Genomic DNA, 20,294 nt, shown 5'->3' with positions numbered 1-20,294 from the left:
ATGGGTCTTTTTTATGCTTTTTAACCTGAAATATATACTGATTAACGAAATTAAGTGGGCGTTAGCAATAGCAATCACGAAGATTTAGGCGGCCCGGCGCAGGGGACCCACCTCTTCCCATCCCGAACAGAGAAGTTAAGCCCTGCCGCGCCGATGGTACTGGGGTTACACCTGGGAGAGTAGGTCGCCGCCTTCATTATTATAGACCCGTAGAATTCTCTACGGGTTTTTTTTGTCTTTTTTAATAAAAATGGGGTTTAAAATGGCTGCATCTTATTGAATAATGGATAAGTCTGTATTCAATTTTAAATGAAGTGCAGTATGCGCCTGCCTGGAATTAAGAGATGGATAGAGATTACAAAAGCATATTGGTGTACCTCCTTCTTGGATGAGAAAATTACACATTAAATGGCATGCTTTATTCTTTGCCTAAATTATTGTTTGATTTAGAATAGTTTGCAAAAAGACGCTTGCTATCTCTCAAGCCATTGCCTTATTCTATTATTTAGGCTTCTTTAATTGTACTGGTTCACAAACCTTGCCTCTAGCGCCGCTTGATAACGTAAATGCACTAGTTGCTTTTAATGTTAGATTTCCTGCCTCCAGATCTACGAATTCAAGCGGAATAAAATGATACATGTTATCAGTATCTGCTTTGATGTTGGGTGAAAATGCCAAATTGTCTTTGAAAATGTTTTGGGGAGCATTGTCGGCAGTAATTAGGTTGCCTTTCTTTCCGTAGATAACATTTGAATGGATGATATTATCGTACGGAGCAATGGTCATGTCAAAGTGCGTTCCATATCTGCTGGGATTTCCTTGTAGTTTCTTTTTGTTAGTCGGATTGCTCAACAGATCCCTTTCGCGATTGGTGCCAATTTGTATTCCGGGACTTCCGGCGTCTACAATTGTATTATTCTCAATTGTGCACCCGCTTACTGCTAAATAGAAAGCAGGTGCTTCATTGCTTACGCCATACATGAGACTGATTCCGGAGCCCTTACTTTTCCACATGACATTATTTCTTACCCTATGGTTCTTGCCAGACAGTCTTATTCCTCCGGTACAGTTTTCAAATCGATTGTTCTCGATGGTGCAACCGACACCGCCGCGCAAGACCAATTCCCCTTCGCATTCCTGGAACAGGTTTCCAATATAACGGTTGCCGGAACTTTTGTTACTGATGATTTCTGATTCACCGCTACACTTTATAAAGCGGTTGTTTTCCACCAGTGTATTGGCTTCAAATTCTCCATAGACTGTCTGACTTTGGCCTATCTGGATGGTCTCACGCCCATTCCCTCCGATTGGTGGTACATCCTCGAACAGGTTGTCGCGAATGATTGTTTCCACCGGCTCACTTTTATTACCAATTATTATTTCGATATTTTTCGATGGGTTTTTGAAAAAATGGCATGAGGTGATTTCATTGTTCTTCCCATTTCCTTCGATCTTGATAATCCTCTTGGCCGTGATCTTGGTGAAGGAGGCATTGTTGACCGAGCAATGGTTTGTCGAGCTAAAGGCTATCGCTGTTCCTGAATTGTTTGAAAAGGAAAAGTTTTCGAGATTGATGTAAGAGGACTCTTTGATTTGGATCGAACTCATGCCTGTAAAAATTGTCTCGGCCTTACCTTGGCCTTTGATTATGATTGGGGCCTCCTTTGTTCCGGAAGTCTTGACATCAATCGTCCAGTCTTCTAGGTTTCCGGCTGGCAAAACCATAATATCCCCAGGATCTGCACTCTTGAGGCGCGTTGCCAGTTCCGCAGCCGTCTTGATTTCATATATTTTTGACAGGACTTCAGCGTTGACTGTATCTTGAGCAAGTAGGCTAACTTTGAAGTGCTTATACCGGGCCCCGCGAGTGTACATGTGACGCAGTCCAATTTTCCCTTCAGTAATCGGTGGAAACTTTGAATTAATAAAATGACAAAGCATCTCTTTCTGCTTGTTCTTTATATGCATATAGATGTCCCGGTCACGTTTTATGATCGTTATCTTGTGTGGAACGCCTGGGTCAAAGAATCCTGTATGCTCATATTCATTGTCTAGTTCCGTCCCATTTAGTCCGTTTGCCATATAGCGTCGACCTCTAATGTAGTCTTTCCCTGGAACAGTGTTATCCGTGCCGAAGGCAGCATAACTGATATGAAGAGCATTCATGTTGTTGTAGTAGCTCTTCATGGAAGGGACATTTCGCTTATCTGCCCATGCACTGATGTCTTTGTCAAAGCCAGGCCTTCCGCTTCCAGTAGCCTGAATATAGAGAATGTTTACCATCCTGAGTTCATTGTCGAGCCGGGTGTATTCATATTCGATTTTGAGATCACCCTTGAAGTCTTGTTTTGTCCAGAGCACAGCATGGTGCGCATCATTGAAAGCCTTCGGGCCGCCGATGAAGTCCATACCATCCCTTTGGTTTGTGATCGTAGCTTTCTGTCCGTCGAGGCTCCATTGATTCCTCCAATCTTCTGTGCATGGATCGTAGAAAACCTTCTTCCATTTGGAATCTGAAAGTTCGACGAAATTTCCCATGGCTTTATCCTCACCTTTCGCACCTTCTTGGGCAATGGCGAAATTGACCGCTAAAGTGGAGAACAAGCTGAGCCCAACAGTCATGATGTTCCTAGTTAGTGTCATGTTTTCTTTTATGGTATATATTATTCTGTTACCATTATTGGCTTTATTCTAAACCTACAATATCCTATACGTTTGGTCAAAATATATATTTATTCTCAGTATAATAGTACATATATTAGAAGATGAACCAAAAATATTCTATAACTCGCATGAAGCTTCGATTACCTCACATTCTCACTGGTCTTGGTTTGTTTTTGTCCCTCACGGTCTATGGGGTAAATCATGTGGATTTTCCTGAGAAGAATGTTATGGCTGATGCTTTGGGAATTCCTGAAGGATTTGAAGGAGAGCGGAAAAAGTCAGAAAATCTGCAGCCCTTGATGATCAGACACAGTAATATGGTCCATATTATTAAATCACATCGTGCAACCCTACCCTCGCTTAGGGGGAATCATCCTTTCCACAGCTTGTTTAATTTCGACGACAAGAAACCCACCAGCTTATCTCAACCTCAAATTGACTCCATTCCCACTCGAATCCTAAGAGTTCCAGCGGAATTCCCAAGTATCGGCAATGCAGTTAAGGAGGCCAAGGAGGGGGACTGGATTATTATTTCTCCAGGGAAGTATTTTGAAAATAAGATAGAAATCAATAAATCCATTACAATTTCTTCAGAATGGAAAGTAACAGGAGATTTGTCAAAAATTAAGGAAACCATTATTGATTCGGAAGATGAAAGTCTTTTTAACATCTTAGCAGATGGGGTAGAGATTAGTGGCCTAAATATCATTAATGGGGATCATACATTAAACATTATGTCCGAGGTTATTGTCATGAATAATCATTTTGTGAACAACCTCGATGCCATGAGTTTTGAAGGCCCCGGAGGAGGATACGTCGGATATAACACAGTTGAAAATGACAGGGATGATGGCTTGGATATAGATATTGGATCCGACCCGGACAATATAGGCAGCGATATATTGGTGGAGCACAATAGGATCATTAACAGCAAGGATGACGGAATTGAGATCAGGTTGTTTTCATACCCTGACCAGAACATTAATTATACTATTCGCGATAATTCTATTATTGGCAGTAAAAATGCGGGGATTCAGCTCATCTCTTATGATAAATATACGGGCAAGGAATTTATGATTCATCACAATATTATAAGGGGCTGTAAAACAGGCCTGGGTTGTATGGAAGGTTCAAAAACTGTAGAAGATTTAAGTGGCGCCTCAAAAATGGATGAACTGGTTTATTTTTTCAATAATACCTTAGTGGATAACCAAATGGGGGCTACAGGTGGTAATAATATCATTGCGGTTAACAACCAGGTACTAGGAAACGCATTGGGAGGGTTCAAGAGATTTGGTAGAAATTCTGCTATCGTGCATAATTTGTTTTTTAGAAACGGAGGTGATGATTTCATTGAGCTTAATAATAATTTAACCAAAGAAGGAAATATTTTTTCTGTGGATCCACTTCTTGATAGAATCAGCTTTATGCCGGATGAAAACAGTCCCAGCATTGATGCAGGGATAGACAAGTACGAATTAAAGGACATAGGTTTTCTGGAAATACCTGGAACTTATATTGCCGGATTAGCGCCTGATATCGGAGCTATTGAGTATAATACTGATAACAAGATTATTTCCCATCAACCTAATTTATTTGTTGATGCCGGTAAAGATGAGGTGTTGTTGTCTCCTTTAAATGAAGGGGCATTACACGGGGAAATAAACAATGGTTCGGAGAAATCTTTTGATTTTTACTGGAAATTAGAAAACGGTCCGGGGGAGGTTGACATTCTTGACTCAAATAAAATTCAAACCAAGGTGCGGTTTTATCAATATGGAATATACCAATTTTCCCTTGTTGTTTCGGAGGCTGCGAAAATCGCAACAGATAATAAAATTATCAGGTATGCGCGCGATGGGGAGGGAAAGAAATTATTTCTGAATGATGAAAACACAAATATTATTGAAGCTGAGGATTATTCCTATTCCTATGGAAATGTTTCGGTGCTTAATGATGCTGAGTCCACAGCTAATAAATTTGTTAAGACGGAAGAGGGAGATAGTGGACAACAAACTTTTATAGAATACTCCGTGGGCACTTCTGAAAATGTGGATATTTTCATCTGGCTTTTGGTCAAAAATCAAAATTCAGGTAAAAGCACTGTTCAGGTAGTGTTCAATAATCAAAAATCTAAAAGCTTTTCTGTTTCTAATAATAAAAAATGGAAATGGATAAAAGTTCCGGTGAGAATAATTACCACTGCAGGACAATGGCCAGTAATTGTAAAAAATGAAGAAGGGGCAATTCTTATTGATAAAATGCTGTTCTCTTTTGATGAAAATTATAGGCCAAAATAAATTATAATTCAAGGGAAAACTTATCCATTAGACCCAATCAAGCAAGTTAGCAAAGCCAAAACTCCTAGGTAGTGAGGGGTTTGTGGACTGAAGTCCATTTCTATTGAATTGTTTTCTTCGACTATGGTATAGGTGACTGAGCGGAGCCGAAGTCAACCTAAAAAGCGCTTCTCTTCAATACCAAAAGTTGAAAACTTTCTTCATGATAGGTCTAAGTTACGCTTCGCTAAACTTGGACCAGATCGGAGTAGCTCGATAAGCTCATCGAAGTGATATAAATAACAGAGGGAAAAAAATAGGAGGATTAACCCATGGGTATACGGTGGTGGTACAATCAATTAGCTCAAATATACAAATCAGAGGTATTTTATGCCCAAAAGACAAAAAATAAAGTATTTTGACTGGAGATAAACCAAATTGGCTACGATTAGATACCCTTTGTCTTTTTGCCAGTTCTTAAACCGGCTCAAAAAACCAAAAGGGTTTTTAAATTAGGTAGTCAAGTTATACCTAAATCAAAAGAATATAATGAAATCAACAAGAAGAACATTTCTAAAATCAGCTTCAACGGCCGGTTTAGGAGCATTATTCATCCCTAATTTTATTGAACGTCCACCAAGTACAAAATTGCGTTTTGCAATGATTGGTGTAGGAGCCAGAGGCCGTGCCAGTTGGAGCCAGGTTGCCGTAGAGGATATTGTAGCCATGTGCGATGTTGACGACAGAATGACTGAGCATGCTTACAAAACTGTACCTAATGCTAAAAAGTACAAAGATTTCAGGGTGATGTTCGACGAAATGGCCAACGAAATTGATGCCGTTATGATTGCTACACCTGACCACACCCATTTCCCAGCGGCAATGGCTGCCATGCAACTTGGAAAACATGTATTGGTTGAAAAACCATTAGTGCATAATATTTGGCAATGCCGTACCATGAAAAAAGCAGCACAACATTATGGTATCGTATCGCAAATGGCAAATCAAGGACATACAACCAATGGAATTAGATTAGTAAAAGAGTGGTATGATGCAGGTGTTCTTGGAGAGGTTAAAGAAGTAATTAGATGGGGAGGCCCAACGACATTTAATCCGGATGGATATTTCTCGAAGCCTGAAGGGTTTCCATTTCCAGAACATGAAGTACCTGAGGGTTTAGATTGGGATTTATGGAAAGGTCCAGCAGCTGATCGTCCTTTTAATAATGAATATGCACCCAAATCATGGAGGTCTTTCTACGATTTCGGTAGCGGAGCAATGGCTGATTGGTGTTGTCATACTTTAGACGCTCCTTTTTGGGCATTGGATCTTGGAATGCCACATACAGTAGATGCCGTGGTTCCAAACCCTGAAGTTCCGGATCATAGTATGATTGCCAGGGAATCAACGATAACATGGCAATTTGGAGCTCGTGGTAATAAACCACCTGTTACTATGAAATGGCTTGAAGGCATGGGCACACCCGAATTAAAGGAAGAGTATGGGCTTAAAGAAATGCCAGACAATGGGATGATTATGATTGGTTCTAAGAAGACACTTTACCATGGAGGGCGTCCAAACAATCCTCGATTACTTGTTCCTGAAGAAGAATGGGCAGATTTCCAAAAGAATAAACCAGCAGAGACCATTCCGAGAGTAGCCGAAGAAAAACCAGTACAAGAATGGGTGGCTGCCATTAAAAACGACACCTTGCCGGGCTCAAACTTCGAATATGGTTCAGACTTAACAGAAATGGGACTTGTTGGTGTACTAGCACAACGTTTTGGCGGAACGATCAACTACGACGCAAAAAACATGAAGGCCATTGGTCGTCCAGAGTTAGATGCATACATTAAAGAACCAGTTCGCGAAGGTTGGTCTTACGGAGAAGACCTTTGGTAAAATTGAAGACATTAATAACCTGAGCTGGTAATAAAATGGAGCCTATCCCCTTTAAGGGGATGGGGGACGTTTTCAAAACTGTAAACCTATATCATTATTTAATCAATAATCTGTAACCTTATTTTAAAACGGGTCAAAAACAACCATTTCAATTTATAATTTAGTAAAATCCTTTTACACCTTATAGGAGGGATTTACCAAATTTTACTTAGAAGTTAAATCAGAGACGCGGGATAATAATACTTTCAAAGTATTTTGAACACAACAAGATGCATTAGAAAAAGCCTGTTACACTGATTACTGGGGAAAATTAATAATCATTGTTCCGAACCTAAGGTTTTATACGGATACGTATTGATTATTCTTCATTGGCCTGTTGAAACGATTTACTATACCTATAATCAAGCCAACTCTTTTCGAAGAAATAATTTACCAGTCCATTCAGCTATTCATTTGGCTTTTTAGGAAGACTGTAGTAACTTTTAGGGGTTGTTTAACCAAACCCATATAGCCTTGAGACTGAAGCCCTTTAATACAAATGACTATTCAACAGCCATTTATTTCGGCAGGCAACAGAACCATCCGAAAAAAGGCCACGAGGGGAATTGCATTAACCGCCGTGACTGCCTAGGGATCTTAGGTGGATCACTTGCTAGCCTTGCCCTTACTTCGAGGTCGAGGGCCGAAAAGGCCCACAGCGATCTGCCGGTTGTCGATACCCATCTGCATTGTTTTGCCGGCCCCGATAGCAATAAATTTCCTTATCATCCCAATGGACCCTATCAACCTAATTCCGCTGCCACTCCAGAGCACCTGCTGAGCTGCATGGACGGAGCAGGGATTAAATACGCAATCGTTGTTCACCCTGAACCGTACCAGGACGACCATCGCTACCTGGATCATTGTTTGGAAGTTGGAGAGGGCCGACTGAAGGGTACCTGCCTGTTTTTCGCTGACCAGCCTGATTCCCTGGCTGCGATGCCATCATTTTTGAAGGACCGTGAAGGGAGTATTATTGCGTCCCGGGTTCATGCTTACGCTCCCGATCGGTTACCTCCGTTTGGGAAACCGGAACTCCGTAAATGGTGGCGTAGTGTTGCTGATGCCGGCGTTGCTGTGCAGTTGCATTTCGAACCCCGCTATGCTCCAGGCTTTGAGCGTTACATCCAGGAATTCTCTGACACCACCGTGATCATCGATCATCTTGGGCGGCCGTTTCAAGGATCACCAGAGGAATATGCCAGGGTATTGCGCTGGGCTGACTATCCTAACACAGTAATGAAGCTAGCATCGATCCCAAAAGCAGAGCACTATCCTCACCAGGATATCAGGCCGATCATCCGCCAATTGACCAGTGCCTGGGGCGCCGAACGGATGATCTATGGCGGGGGCTTCAATACAGATGCGACACCTGACTCCTACCGCCGCTACCGTCAGGACCTGCTGGGGCACCTCTCGCACCTCTCATTACAGGAGCAGGCAGCAATACTAGGTGGTAATGCAGCACAACTTTTCGGCTGGAGCTAAGCAAACGCTATGGAGTCTATTGGAAATAAACCAAAAAAGTTCCTTGGCTAACCAAGGAACTTTCTATAATTTACTTCAGGACTTTCTCGCGATTAAGATACAGTGATTTGTTTCACTCTTTTGTCTTCTTCTTTTTTCGGAATGACTAGTTTAAGGATTCCATCTTGGTATTGCGCGTTGATCTGATCTACGTCTACTTTATCTTCCTCAATTAAGAAACTCCTTTCAAAACTTTCATACTGAAATTCAGTTCGTTTTACCTTATGACTTTCAACTTTTTCTTCCGTTTCGGACTTTTTACTTGCAGAAATGATCAGGTGATTTTTTTCAAAGGAGATATTGAAATCTTCTTTTTTCAAACCAGGTGCAGCTACCTCCAAAAGGAATTCTTTGTCATTTTCTTTAATGTTTACTGCTGGACTGTTTCCATTGAATCTTTTCTCAGGATTTCCCAAAACAAAAGAGGAGGGTACATCAAATAATTGGTCCAACCAATTGTTAAAATCAGGAGCCTGTGGTTTTCTTCCGTTTGTTTTTATAAGTGTCATGGCTATTTTTTTAATTTTTAACTTCTTTTATACACATTAATCAAAGTAAATGCCAATCCTATAAATGTCTTAAAAGACTGATAAACAAGACAATACGTCATATTTTAAATACAAAAAATGACATTATGACTGAGTGCTATGGTTAAACGTGACGATATGGCATATTTTTATTGTGGGAAGCCCAACCTTGTAACGGATTGCTTTTTCCCCATAATTTTAACTTTCATTAGTTATGGGAAATACTTATCGATTTGTGTGGGGTTTGATCTTTCCATGCTTGCTAGATAGTGTAGAATAGTAATTTTTCAGACAGTTTGATGGAAAGTATAATGGTTCATTAATTTTCAGCGTTGCAGTCTCACCTATTTTTTTCCGCACTGTTCTGGCTTGTTGCGATATTAGGAGAAAAGGGCTTAAACTGCTATATTCCAAGGTTAACCGTTTAAGCGAGACCCATTAAACAGGATTTCTTGCTTTGAAAAAATGTTTTATAGGAATTGAAAAGGATTTAAGATACCGGATTTATGAAAACAATGGACAATACAAACCCAGAAAATGAAATAATTAAAAACGACAGCTCACGAAGGGATTTTTTAAAAACAGCCGGCTTAGGTATGGCGGGTATGGGCCTGATTAGTCCATCTCTATCCCATGGGGCTGAATTTGCCGAAGGCCTTAAAAAGAAAAGGTGGAAATGGCCATTGCCACCATTACAATGGATGGTTTTGGAGACATGAATTTTGAAAAAGCTTTTCATTACCTTCCACAACTTCCCTATAAGAATGTGGAATTCAATTGCTGGTATGGTCGTAACCTTACGCCCAATGGCCTACGCAGTATCAAGGAACGCTGTAAGCAACATAAACTTCGTCCAATTTGTATACAGGGTACTTCTTTTGGAGCGGATCGTAATATTATCAAGGATGTTACCCATAAACTTTGGAACATGGAAGCAGCCAAACAATTGGGCTGCAGAAGAGTAAAATTTACAGGAGGAGGAAGAGGGAAAGTAGGGGGGCTTGAAGCAATTATCAAGGTTTTGAAGGAAATAACTCCCGCAGCAGAAGAAATGGATATGCTGATACTGGTTGAAAATCACGCCAATAATAACCTCGAAAACATTGAAGATTACGACAGAATTTTTCAGGCCATTGACTCTCCCAATGTAGGCATGTGTATGGACAATGCCCATTTTGATGGGGCCAATGTTGACCTAATGGAAGTGGTGGAGCGATTCCATTCCAAGATTTTGCACATGGACCTCAAGGACACCGTGGAAATGGGAATCCACAAGGTGGTTAACTTTGGTGAAGGGGTGACTAAAAATGATGCGGTTATCCAAAAAATGCTGGAGCACGGCTATGAAGGCTATTTGGTCATAGAAATGGTGCGGACTGATCATGAAGCAGATTTTGTAAAGGACCTTACCAGGGCTTACAACCTTTTTGAAAAGTATGAAAGGTAAATCAACGCCTGCCAAATTTTCATAAAGGTCCATTAAAATAGCCCCAAAAAATGCCGCATACGACTTCACTTATACGTTTAAAAAGCCCATCATTCCTCCTCTTAATTCTAATAAGTATAGGATTATTTTTTTCCTGCGCTCAAAATAGGGAATCCGAGATCCCGATGCCGGATGGTTTTCAACTCTTTGATGATAGATTGAACTTATCTCTTGTAATGGAAGATCCGGACATCGTTACTCCTATTGGCATTGCGATAGACAGCCTGGACCGACTTTTTGTATTGGAGTCGCACACCCATGTTCCTCCCAAGGATTATAAGGGGCCGGATGGTGATTTAATCAAGGTATTGTCGGATAGCAATGGGGATGGAGAGCTAGATTCCATGTCTGTTTTTGCTGAAGGCATTCATGAAGGCTTGAATATTGCTTTTTCACCAGAAGGCCATCTATATGTGGTAACTTCCAAAGAGGTATGGGCGTATTATGATGAAGATGGGGATGGAGTTAGCGAGAATAATAAAAAGTTATTGGGATTGACGGAACCGGCCCGGGTTTATGCGCATGCCGCTATTTTAGGCATTGCATTCTCACCTGATGGCTGGATGTACATAAGTAGGGGCAATACCGGAGGAATTGCCTGGTCTTTTCAAGGAACGGATGGCTCCACTGTTTCAGGTTATGGGGATGGAGGAAACATCATGAGGGCAAGGTTGGATGGTTTCCAACTGGAAGAATTTGCTACTGGTTTTTGGAACCCATTTGACTTGAAATTTGATAATTACGGAAGGCTGATGGTGGCAGACAATGATCCCGATAGCCGTGGCCCCAACCGTTTGGTACATGCCGTTCAAGGGGGAGATTATGGCTACAAATCCATGTTTGGCGGAAGTGGTATTCATCCCTATTCCGCCTGGGATGGGGAATTGCCAGGTACTTTACCCTATGCAGTGGCCTTAGGAGAAGCCCCATCCGGTTTGCTGAATGCCAGTTTGGCGAAACTTCCAAAGGACTACCAGGACCAGATGCTGTGTTCTATCTGGGAGGAAAGTTCCATTGTACGCACCAATATGCAGGGGAATGGATTGTCTGTTTCTGGTACTACTGAAGTCATTGTATCTGGGGAAGAAGATTTTAGACCAGTTGCTTTTGCTACGGACAGCAAGGGTACCATTTATTTTACCGATTGGGTCTTGAGAAGCTACCCAAATCATGGAAGAGGGAAAATCTGGAAACTGACGACCAAAAAAGATGTAGAAACCCTGGAAATGAGGCACATGTTTGACCCCTTCCTGCCTTGGGAGCCGCAGGAAAAGGCAAATGCCAATATCACCTCCAATCCAAAGTTTGAGAACCTGGTACAAAATCTGAAATCTGATGATCCATTCCTGGTCCATGCCACTGTAATGGCCTTGAGTAAGGAAGAATTTAAAGACAAGCTGTTGAAAAAAATAGCTGATGCCGATCCTGCCATTCGGCTTGGAACTTTGTTGGCCCTCCAAAAATCTGGAGACAAGCAAGTAGAATTTGTGGTGAAACAATTTTTGACTGACCCTGTTCCAGTGATAAGGAATAGCGCTCTGATTTGGATTGGCAGCAATCAAATTGCCGAAAGGAGAAATGACCTGGAATTGGCACTTAATGCAGGGGAAGTGACTAAAGCACTATTTGAAACCTATCTGGAAACGGTTAAACTCCTTCAGCCGGAATTTATGGCAGCTTACAAATCCAAAGAGATAAAGAATTCTAAATCCTTAAAAAGGCCCTTGCCTGATCATTTTTTATCCTCCCTGGTTGCTGACCCAAGTAAATTGGGCAAAATTCGGGTTTTTGCCCTGGGATATATGGAAGACAATTCTAGTCAGAAAGATCTTTTTCAGATTTTTCTTACAAAGGAAAATGATCCTGAAATAAGGTTGGAAATCGTCCGGATGCTGAAGAATCATCCGGACAAGGAATTGGCAAACCAATTATTGGAAATCGCTCTGGATCCTGGCAATCCCGAACTGCTTAGGGCCGATGCAATTCTTTCCCTTTCGGGCCAGCCTTTGCAGGATTGGGAACGGCTAATTGGGCTCCTTGAGGATGAAAAGGAAAATGTGCAAATTGAAGCCGCCAGGTATCTTCGTTCCAAAATCAATACCGCATCGGTCAAAAAAGCTTTTGAAGAAAAACTGTCAGCCATGGGAGAGGACAACAATTCCCCACTAAAACAGCAATTGGAAATAGGCTTGAATCGGGGAGTATTGTCAGGAAGGCCGGAAAACACCGATCAAAAAGAATGGCAAGCATTGTTGGCATCCAAAGGGGATGGGGAACGTGGGCAAAGGGTTTTTTATTCCAATATGGCGCTTTGTTCGACTTGTCATGCTATAGAGGGTAAAGGAGGCGACCTAGGCCCGGACCTAAGTAATGTAGGTCAGTCCAAAGACAGGAACATGTTGATTACTTCCATTTTGCTTCCTTCCCATGAAATGAGCCCAGAATGGCAAGGCTGGTTTATTAAATTGAAAGATGGCACAATCCATCAAGGAAGGCAGATAGATGTGGGAGAAACAAGCATCGTGATATATACTTTAGCAAAAGGCTTTGTTACGTTTTCTAAGGAGGACATAGCCGATTATGGCTTGATCAAAAGTTCATTGATGCCCGAAGGTTTAGAAAGGAATCTTACAGACAGCGACCTCAAAGATTTGCTGTCTTTTTTACTGGAGCGATAGGCAGAAATCTCATTAAATTCTGATGCCAGGGTATTTGAGAGTGAACTTTGTTGGCCTGAGTCATTAATTTGGAGGTATTGTTCCTGAGAAAAAGCAACCCTACTCCTAAAACCATTAAAAGTCTTAACACCGAACCGAAAGCTGGTACTTTTGCTACATAAATATCACCCTTATGTTATAGTGTTCTTTATACCTAGGTATGCAGATTGAAGTGTAAAGAAAAGTGTTGTTTTCTTTACATGATGCTCTCCATATGTATAGATTTTGATTGTTTTCTTTACATGACAATCTTGTCACGAGTAAGAAATCTTATAAACTACCAATGATAGCCTTGTCGTAGTTAAGTTCTTCTATTATTTGCCAGTCATGAAAATTTTCCAATATTTTGTAAAAGCATGAATAGATCTGTATTGATACAATAATTGTCTTTCCAAATTCTCTGTTTGCTCAAAATTCCAATTTTATCTAACTGGTTGAGATACTTCGCCGCTGTCTTGCGAATTACCTTAGTATCCTCCATTGCGAAGTAATTTTTGTGTAAAGGCACCGAAACAAGATAATCAATAAATTTGACTATATATTTTTGGTAATTCAGTTCTCATTCGCTGTTTGTGGGCTTTCATCAATTCCTTAATTAAGAATAAAGCTTTGCCCTGGTTTCCCATTTTCCTCTGGTGAAATCAGGGAAATCTACTGGCCTGCTTTTGTCGGCTACTGATGCACCGGTAAGGGGGATAATGGCGGCGCTGGTTACTGAATCGTACACGTCCCAGTCTGGCTGTTTGTTTTCTTGCAGGGCAAGGATCAACCGGTGCCAGTTGATGGGGGTTTGGGTTATGCCACCACTGCCATGTCCGCGAATGGCGCCTCCCTTTCTTTCTGGAGGGGCATAGTTTTTCATGATATCATGGGCGTATTCTTCTAAATAAGGTGCTGCAGGTTCCCACTGATGTGCCTCCGGGCTTCTTCCTTCAATGTAAATGCGCTGGGCATCTCTTTCTCTCAAATAAATCCCTTTGGTACCTTGAAGTCGGAAACTTTCCCTGGGGTGAGGGGTATGGGTATCATGGTTGAGGGTGATCATTTTTCCTTTTACGGTACGGATAAGCGAAGCGTTATAATCGCCCAGGGCCATCTTTTTAGTGGCATAAGGGTGCTTTTCTCCGTATTGGGCTTTGGCGTATTCATTGAGCATGCCCGATTTGGTACTCATGGAAACCAGGTAATCGAATCGGTCCCCATGGTTGATGTCCAATAAAGGCATCATGTTTCTCATAGGGTGGTCAGGGTAGAGGTTGCCGTTCTTGTCTATGGCAGGTTGCAATCTCCAGGGTTCTTCTTCAGGATTAAATTTTACCATCCTTAGGTCATGGATATAACCACTTTCTGCATGGAGTATGTCTCCTAAAAGTCCTTTTCGTACCATATTCAACATGGTCATGTCCCCAAAACCGCCCAGCACAATGCTGGCCCACTTCCCGGTTTTTTCAAAGGTTTCTACCAGTTCCCATGCTTCTTCTAAGGTCTGGGCAAGGGGTACTTCGCAGGCTGCATGTTTCCCATTTTTCATGGCCGCCAGACAAACGGGTGCATGGGTATCCCAAGGGGTCGCACAGATTACGGCATCCAGTTCTTCTTCTTCACACATCCTGATAAAATCTGTAGGGCCTTTGTCATAAAGTTTGGGGCTCGGTTGACCGGATTCTTCAATCCATCGCTTGGCTCGGTAAAGGTTTTCGGGATCAATGTCACAAATGGCGGGGATTTCTACTCCGGTAATTCCCAGTGCGGTGTCAAGATGGTAAGAGCCTCGCCCTCCTATACCGACAAAGCCGAGCCTTAGGTTTTTTTTGAAGCCCCTTGCCATGGAAGGGTTGGATAGCAAACCTGCTGTCATGCCTCCGAGGGCTAAGGTGGATAGTTTGAGGAAATTTCTGCGGTCCAGATAATTCATAGTGTTTTAATTTTAAAGTTTTAACCAGAAACAGGCAATAGCTTAATTTCCCTATGATTACTCCACTTTTTTAGGGAGTCCGGAACCCTATTGTAGTATTACCTCTAACTCTTTAATATTTGTATTTTTCTATATTAATAGTTAACCGTATAATTAAAATCATTATAGCACTCAAGCCATTGAAACTTGTTTTCTCTGTTCATTTTTGCCCCTGATCCACTTCGCTACTCAGGGCAGGCTTGCATCAAAAACGAACCAAAAAAATCAAGGCCGTAAAATGCCTGTTATAACATATTCTCCTGCAGTGCTTCGATAACGAAAACCATCCTTTCCTTCAATAACTGAAATTGTAATTTTTATGCTTTTGTTTTTTTTCTTGAGGAATATGGTGAGTGCGGTAACTAAGAAAAAGCTAAGTTCTTCAGATTTGCTTCTCTACCATACGTCTTTCCAATGTTATCGAATTCGTGTTTAAAAACTAACGGAGGAGTCCGGGATACCATTTTTCAGCATTGTACCTGTAAATCTTATCTACCACGGCTTTAGGCAACTTCAAGCCTTTGAAAGTACCATCTACTTTCGGCACATTCATTTCATCGTCTGCAGTGAAAAATTGCCAATGCCTCAACCAAACCTCGTGGGCATGGGCCGCAATCTCATCCGCTTCGGTCAAGCCCTTGGCCTGTATGTCGGATGCACCGGTTCTCAAATCCGTTCCATAAATAAGCCTGTCCTGATACTTGATAAAGAAGTCATGTACCCCTTGCCAGTTGGTGATGGCCTGGTATTGCAGATGTGAAATTCTCTCGGCCATGTCCACGGCCATATTGGGGAATTGGTCCAGCCTTTTTGCCAATTCATTGACATCGTATTCCAAACTTCCCAAGTGTGCCCCAACGAACCTCAAATCAGGATTATTGGCCAACATCTCATCTCTTGCTCCAACCTGGTCTTCGTAAGAAGGGAAATCCGGGAAATTGTACATGTGGTACTTGGGATTTTCACTAAAATAATCCTTGTCTCCCTGTACGGTCATTTCCTCCAATGGCAACCAGGTATTTTTGGGTTCACCAAGATGACCCAATAAGGTAATGTCTTTCTCCTTTAAGAGTTTTAAGATGGCTTCAAACTTTTTGTCATTGATGGTCACCAATTCACCACTTTCATTTTTCAATTCCATGCCTATGTTTTTCCAAACTTTTACCGCAATGGCCCCATGAGCAATGGATTTCTCCAGGTAGGCCAGGGTTTTGCTTTCCCAATCCTCTTCATTGAAACCATCCAGGGAAAATGTGGTGGCATAAGAGACGATATCAGGATAATCGCGGACCATTTTTAAAGAGAAATTTTCTTGGTCTTCTGGTGTCCTGGTCGGTGAGGAGTATACACTTACGGTCAGCATACCGAAGTTATCTTTGGCTGCCTGCTTTATGAAAAGGGTGTCGAATTGGCTGCGAAAGTGTACATGGGTATCAAACTTCTTTACCTTCCCAAAATCTTCCATGGAATAGTAGGTGTCTTGTGTTTGCTCAGCCATTTTTTCCTGATTTTGTGGAGATCCACAGAAAGTGAAAAGTGCCATCATTGATAAGGAAAAATAAATGACTTGGCTCCTAGTATAATTTTTTTCATGGTCTTGGCTGTGTGGTTTTTGGTATAAAATGAATGTTTTGAAGCAAGGCTAAGAAGCATAAGCTTTGGTCATATATAATTATAATATTTGCGTCTTGGATTCATAGCTTATTTTTCAATGCTTTAATTTAGCCAAAGGAATTATTAATATTAGAATTTTTTTAATGTTTTTATCTATTGAGGACAAATCAAACAGTAGATTAGGGATATCGTTTTGAAGAATAGGGCGATTTATGAGCGTAATTAATGTATCAAGGGTAGCAAGCTTATTTGCCATTTTGATTTAATATGGAAAGAGATGGGTGATGCGGTTTTAGGTAGCGAGTATTGGTTGTGATTTTGTCAGCATTGTTGCGAAAAAAAAAGCAACAATACCGCCAAAATCAAATGGTATTCAATTAGTTATACACGGGTTATCACCCGTGTCTACAAAAATGTCACCCCTACCGGGGTTCTCCGTTATAATAATATTTAGCAGTCAGTTATATCGATTTCGATTTTTACCGATAGATGAAATTTATTTGGCCAGGCGTTTTAATGCCACCAAAAAAGCTTCAAATTTATTTTGCCACAAATTTCTCTTGGTAAGGGCGGAGGGCCTTTCCCGACAGGGTCGGGAGGGATTAATGGGTGAATGTCCGATTATATCAACCTGATATTTTAGAATGTCTACAAAAAAATCCCCCTTAGTCCCCCTTTGGAAAAAGGGGGATTTTGATATTTCTGGATTTACGGTTTCGAAACTGATTTTGTATTTCTTTAGCCCATTTCAATATCACCAATTCAGCAATAAATTCTCATATCCACAAATTCCATTGGTCGCCTTGATTGGAAGGAATCACCCGTTCGAGACTTAATCATAAAACAAGCCGGGTAACCACAGGCTTATTTCAGGGATATAGGTGATCAATAAGAGTACAAAAATACTCACCATCAGATAGGGCAAGCCTGCCACGGCTATTTTTTCAAGGGAAATGCCACCTATACTGGAAGCCACAAACAAACAAACCCCAACCGGAGGAGTGGTTAGGCCTATAACCAGGTTAAAAACCATGATGATGGCAAACTGCACAGGATCTACTCCCACATTTACTGCTACTCCTAATAAAACGGGAAACAGTATAAGCAAGGCAGCAATGGTTTCCATAAAGGCACCCACAAACAACAGGAGTAGATTGATCAATAAGAGCAACATAATCTTGTTGTTGGTCAACTCTAATAAGCTATTGGCGATCAACTGTGGCAACTCTTCCACCGTCATGATCCAGGCAAAAAGATTGGCAAAGCCTACCAGCACCATCAAAGCGGCTGTAGTTTTTGCCGACTGAAGCAAAATGGCTGGGATCATCTTAATTTTTAACTCTTTGTAAACCCAAAGACCGATGGCGATGGCATAAATCACCGCTACAATGGATGCTTCTGTTGGGGTAAATACACCGCCTATGATGCCAAAGAGGATAATCACCGTCATCATAATGGCCCAAAAGGCCTGAAAAAAGCTTTTGAAGATAAAACCAAATGATTTCCGCTCTCTTTTGGGGTACTTTCTTTTTACGGAGATCAAGTAAGTGATCAGCATGAAACCTACCCCCAATAGCAAACCAGGAACTATTCCAGCCACAAATAGCTTCCCAACGGAAAGCCCGGTAAGCGTGGCAGCGATGATCATGGGCAAACTTGGAGGAATAACCGGCCCTATTGTGGAGGATGAAGCCGTAACGGCACAGGCAAAAGGAACATCATAGCCTTCTTTTTTCATGGCAGGTATCATTACGGAACCAATACTGGCGGTATCGGCAATGGCCGTACCGGATATGCCCCCAAATAACATCGATGCACCTACATTGGCCAATCCCAGCCCTCCCCGAATATGTCCCAAAAGGGCATTGCAAAAATTGATGATTCTGCTGGTAATGCCACTGGCATTCATCAGGTTTCCAGCCAGAATAAATCCGGGAATGGAGAGCAATACAAATACATCAATCCCCGCATACATTTTTTGAGGAATCACCATTAGGGGGATGTCACTGAACAGCAAATAGGTAAATGCAGAAATGCCCAGGGCAAAGGCGATTGGAAAACCTATGGCCAAAAGAACCAAAAAGACAATGAATAAAAGTGCAGTCATCTATTTTTTTCAATTAATTTCAAGGTACTGTAAAAGGCTACTGATAGTCCCATAATGGCCATCGCGCCATACATAAAGGCCATATTAAGGTTCATCGAAGGGGATCTTTGTATGCTTACTATCTCCATTAATGGCAGGCTCACTACAAATTGGGTAAACATCAAGCCAATGATGCAGACCAAAATAATGTTTTCCAAAAGGGATTTGTATTTGGGCGAAAGACGGTCCAGTAAAAAGTTTACACTTACATATCCGTTGTCTTTTACCGCCAGTGCGGCGCCCATACTGACCAAATAAATAAAACAAAAACGAGCCAATTCCTCTGTCCAATTGGGAGCCCAAGGCAAGGCATACCGGGCAATGATCTGCAACAAAACCACTGCAATCATTAATATAAAACTCATGTTAACCAGGAAACCCAGTACTTTATCAAGGGTAGGGAAGGGAGATTTTGTCATTTCACTTGCAGGATTCTGTTTAAAAGATCTGTTTGTTCTTCATTAAAGGATTGCAAAACGGCCTCCTTTGCAGCGGTTTGAAAAGCTTCATTGTCCACTTCTATGAACTCCATTCCTTTTTCCACAAGGAAATCGTAGTCTTTCTTTTCCTGGACTAAAAACAGCTCATGTTCGTATTCTTGCATTATTGCAGCGGATTCGTCGATTACTTTTTGCAGGTCTTTTGGAAGACTGTCGTATTTTTTACCACTCATGACCACATAGGCCCAGCTTTTCACATGGGAGGTCAGCATGCAATATTTTTGGACTTCATACAGTCCAGCATCTTTGATCAATGCAAAAGGGTTTTCTTGCCCGTGGATAGTGGATTGCTGCAAGGCGGTAAAAACTTCGGAAAAGGCCATAGGTGTAGGCTTTGCTCCCAAGGCGCTCCAGGTATCCACATAGAGGGATACAGGAGGTACACGTAAAATCATTCCTTGCAGATCGTCTGGATGGCGAATAATTCGGTTGGAGGTAAGGTTTCTGGCGCCTCTTTCAAACCAGGCAATGGGTCTGAATCCGGCCCCATCCAAAATATGCTGTTCGATTTCCTTTCCTAAGGGGCCACCGGCTACTTTTTTTAAGTGATCAGAATCACGGATGGCAAAAGGTGTAGCGCAAAGGATGGCTTTTGGCAGGCTCCAGCTCTGTAGGGATTCACCGGTAATCATAATGTCTGCACTGCCCACCAATAGCCCCGTCAAAACGTCCATTTCCTTTCCAAGTTGTTCGTTGGGGTAGACCTTTACTTCTATTCTGCCATTGGAACGCTTTTTTACCTCTTCGGCAAATTTCAAACTGGCAAGGTGCCAGCCGTGCTGGTTGTTGGCCAAATGTCCAAAGCGAAGGACATATTCTGGTTTCTTTTCATCAGAAGGCGCACAGCTCCAAAAACTGGCAACCAAAAAAAGCAGCAGCAAGGGAATTAATCGTTTTGGGTTCATTGTAACATCGTTATTAAATTTCCCACTCATTACT

At 41.6% G+C, this 20,294-nt stretch carries 14 protein-coding genes and 1 rRNA gene; 7 read left to right on the top strand and 8 right to left on the bottom strand.

The genetic code is table 11. The annotated features are described in order from the left end of the window. The first annotated feature begins 84 nt into the window (after positions 1 to 84). Positions 85 to 196 (top strand): 5S ribosomal RNA (gene rrf / locus ADICYQ_RS08455). Positions 197 to 501: 305 nt separating this feature from the next. On the opposite strand, the gene ADICYQ_RS27385 is transcribed toward rrf, so the two are convergent. Then, a complete protein-coding gene (locus tag ADICYQ_RS27385) occupies positions 502 to 2,622 on the bottom strand; it encodes a polysaccharide lyase 6 family protein (protein ID WP_161625591.1) in 2,121 nt (706 codons plus the stop codon). A 170-nt stretch (positions 2,623 to 2,792) separates the two neighbouring features. On the opposite strand from ADICYQ_RS27385, the gene ADICYQ_RS08445 reads away from it, so the two are divergent. The 3 genes from ADICYQ_RS08445 to ADICYQ_RS08435 all read left to right on the top strand — a co-directional run bounded on the left by ADICYQ_RS08445 (position 2,793) and on the right by ADICYQ_RS08435 (position 8,372). Then, positions 2,793 to 4,964, top strand: a complete 2,172-nt coding sequence (locus ADICYQ_RS08445; RefSeq protein ID WP_020893652.1) for a right-handed parallel beta-helix repeat-containing protein — start codon at positions 2,793 to 2,795, stop codon at positions 4,962 to 4,964. 528 nt (positions 4,965 to 5,492) lie between these two features. Beyond that, entirely contained in the window at positions 5,493 to 6,845 is a 1,353-nt protein-coding gene (locus tag ADICYQ_RS08440) for a Gfo/Idh/MocA family protein (RefSeq protein ID WP_040415230.1), read from the top strand. 513 nt (positions 6,846 to 7,358) lie between these two features. Further along, complete coding sequence (locus ADICYQ_RS08435; protein WP_161625590.1) at positions 7,359 to 8,372, top strand: amidohydrolase family protein; 1,014 nt, start codon at positions 7,359 to 7,361, stop codon at positions 8,370 to 8,372. Between the two features lie 92 nt (positions 8,373 to 8,464). Here ADICYQ_RS08435 and ADICYQ_RS08430 read toward each other — a convergent pair whose 3' ends face one another. Further along, positions 8,465 to 8,920 carry an Hsp20/alpha crystallin family protein gene (locus ADICYQ_RS08430; RefSeq protein ID WP_020893647.1) on the bottom strand — a complete coding sequence of 152 codons (456 nt, stop codon included), beginning with the start codon at positions 8,918 to 8,920 and terminating at the stop codon, positions 8,465 to 8,467. A 533-nt stretch (positions 8,921 to 9,453) separates the two neighbouring features. Here ADICYQ_RS08430 and ADICYQ_RS08425 point away from each other — a divergent pair. Genes ADICYQ_RS08425 through ADICYQ_RS08415 form a run of 3 tightly spaced genes read left to right on the top strand, consistent with a single transcriptional unit; the run spans position 9,454 to position 13,102 of the window. After that, the gene (locus ADICYQ_RS08425; protein WP_161625589.1) at positions 9,454 to 9,657 is read left to right on the top strand and encodes a twin-arginine translocation signal domain-containing protein; all 204 of its coding nucleotides are present in this window, start codon (positions 9,454 to 9,456) and stop codon (positions 9,655 to 9,657) included. Continuing rightward, complete coding sequence (locus ADICYQ_RS08420; protein WP_152520473.1) at positions 9,615 to 10,385, top strand: sugar phosphate isomerase/epimerase family protein; 771 nt, start codon at positions 9,615 to 9,617, stop codon at positions 10,383 to 10,385. The genes ADICYQ_RS08425 and ADICYQ_RS08420 overlap by 43 nt, the downstream gene beginning before the upstream one ends. A 50-nt stretch (positions 10,386 to 10,435) precedes the next feature. Beyond that, on the top strand, positions 10,436 to 13,102 hold the full coding sequence (locus ADICYQ_RS08415) for a PVC-type heme-binding CxxCH protein (protein WP_235114508.1): 2,667 nt from the start codon (positions 10,436 to 10,438) through the stop codon (positions 13,100 to 13,102). A gap of 364 nt (positions 13,103 to 13,466) precedes the next feature. On the opposite strand, the gene ADICYQ_RS30225 is transcribed toward ADICYQ_RS08415, so the two are convergent. The 6 genes from ADICYQ_RS30225 to ADICYQ_RS08385 all read right to left on the bottom strand — a co-directional run bounded on the left by ADICYQ_RS30225 (position 13,467) and on the right by ADICYQ_RS08385 (position 20,260). After that, entirely contained in the window at positions 13,467 to 13,667 is a 201-nt protein-coding gene (locus ADICYQ_RS30225; RefSeq protein ID WP_369073253.1) for a hypothetical protein, read from the bottom strand. Positions 13,668 to 13,736: 69 nt separating this feature from the next. Then, positions 13,737 to 15,056, bottom strand: coding sequence for a Gfo/Idh/MocA family oxidoreductase (locus ADICYQ_RS08410; RefSeq protein ID WP_040415225.1), 1,320 nt, complete (start codon positions 15,054 to 15,056; stop codon positions 13,737 to 13,739). A gap of 478 nt (positions 15,057 to 15,534) precedes the next feature. Next, positions 15,535 to 16,593: an amidohydrolase family protein gene (locus ADICYQ_RS08405; RefSeq protein WP_040415240.1), complete on the bottom strand. Its 1,059-nt coding sequence runs from the start codon at positions 16,591 to 16,593 to the stop codon at positions 15,535 to 15,537. 948 nt (positions 16,594 to 17,541) lie between these two features. After that, positions 17,542 to 18,816: a TRAP transporter large permease gene (locus tag ADICYQ_RS08395; RefSeq protein WP_020893639.1), complete on the bottom strand. Its 1,275-nt coding sequence runs from the start codon at positions 18,814 to 18,816 to the stop codon at positions 17,542 to 17,544. Continuing rightward, complete coding sequence (locus ADICYQ_RS08390; RefSeq protein WP_235114507.1) at positions 18,813 to 19,220, bottom strand: TRAP transporter small permease; 408 nt, start codon at positions 19,218 to 19,220, stop codon at positions 18,813 to 18,815. The genes ADICYQ_RS08395 and ADICYQ_RS08390 overlap by 4 nt, the downstream gene beginning before the upstream one ends. Positions 19,221 to 19,270: 50 nt before the next feature. Beyond that, positions 19,271 to 20,260: a TRAP transporter substrate-binding protein gene (locus ADICYQ_RS08385; RefSeq protein ID WP_040415238.1), complete on the bottom strand. Its 990-nt coding sequence runs from the start codon at positions 20,258 to 20,260 to the stop codon at positions 19,271 to 19,273. Positions 20,261 to 20,294 lie beyond the last annotated feature (34 nt).

The sequence above is a fragment of the Cyclobacterium qasimii M12-11B genome (assembly GCF_000427295.1).
Classification (GTDB): domain Bacteria; phylum Bacteroidota; class Bacteroidia; order Cytophagales; family Cyclobacteriaceae; genus Cyclobacterium; species Cyclobacterium qasimii.
The sequence above is the reverse complement of the archived record's forward strand: the minus strand, read 5'-3'. Positions and strand labels throughout refer to the sequence as shown.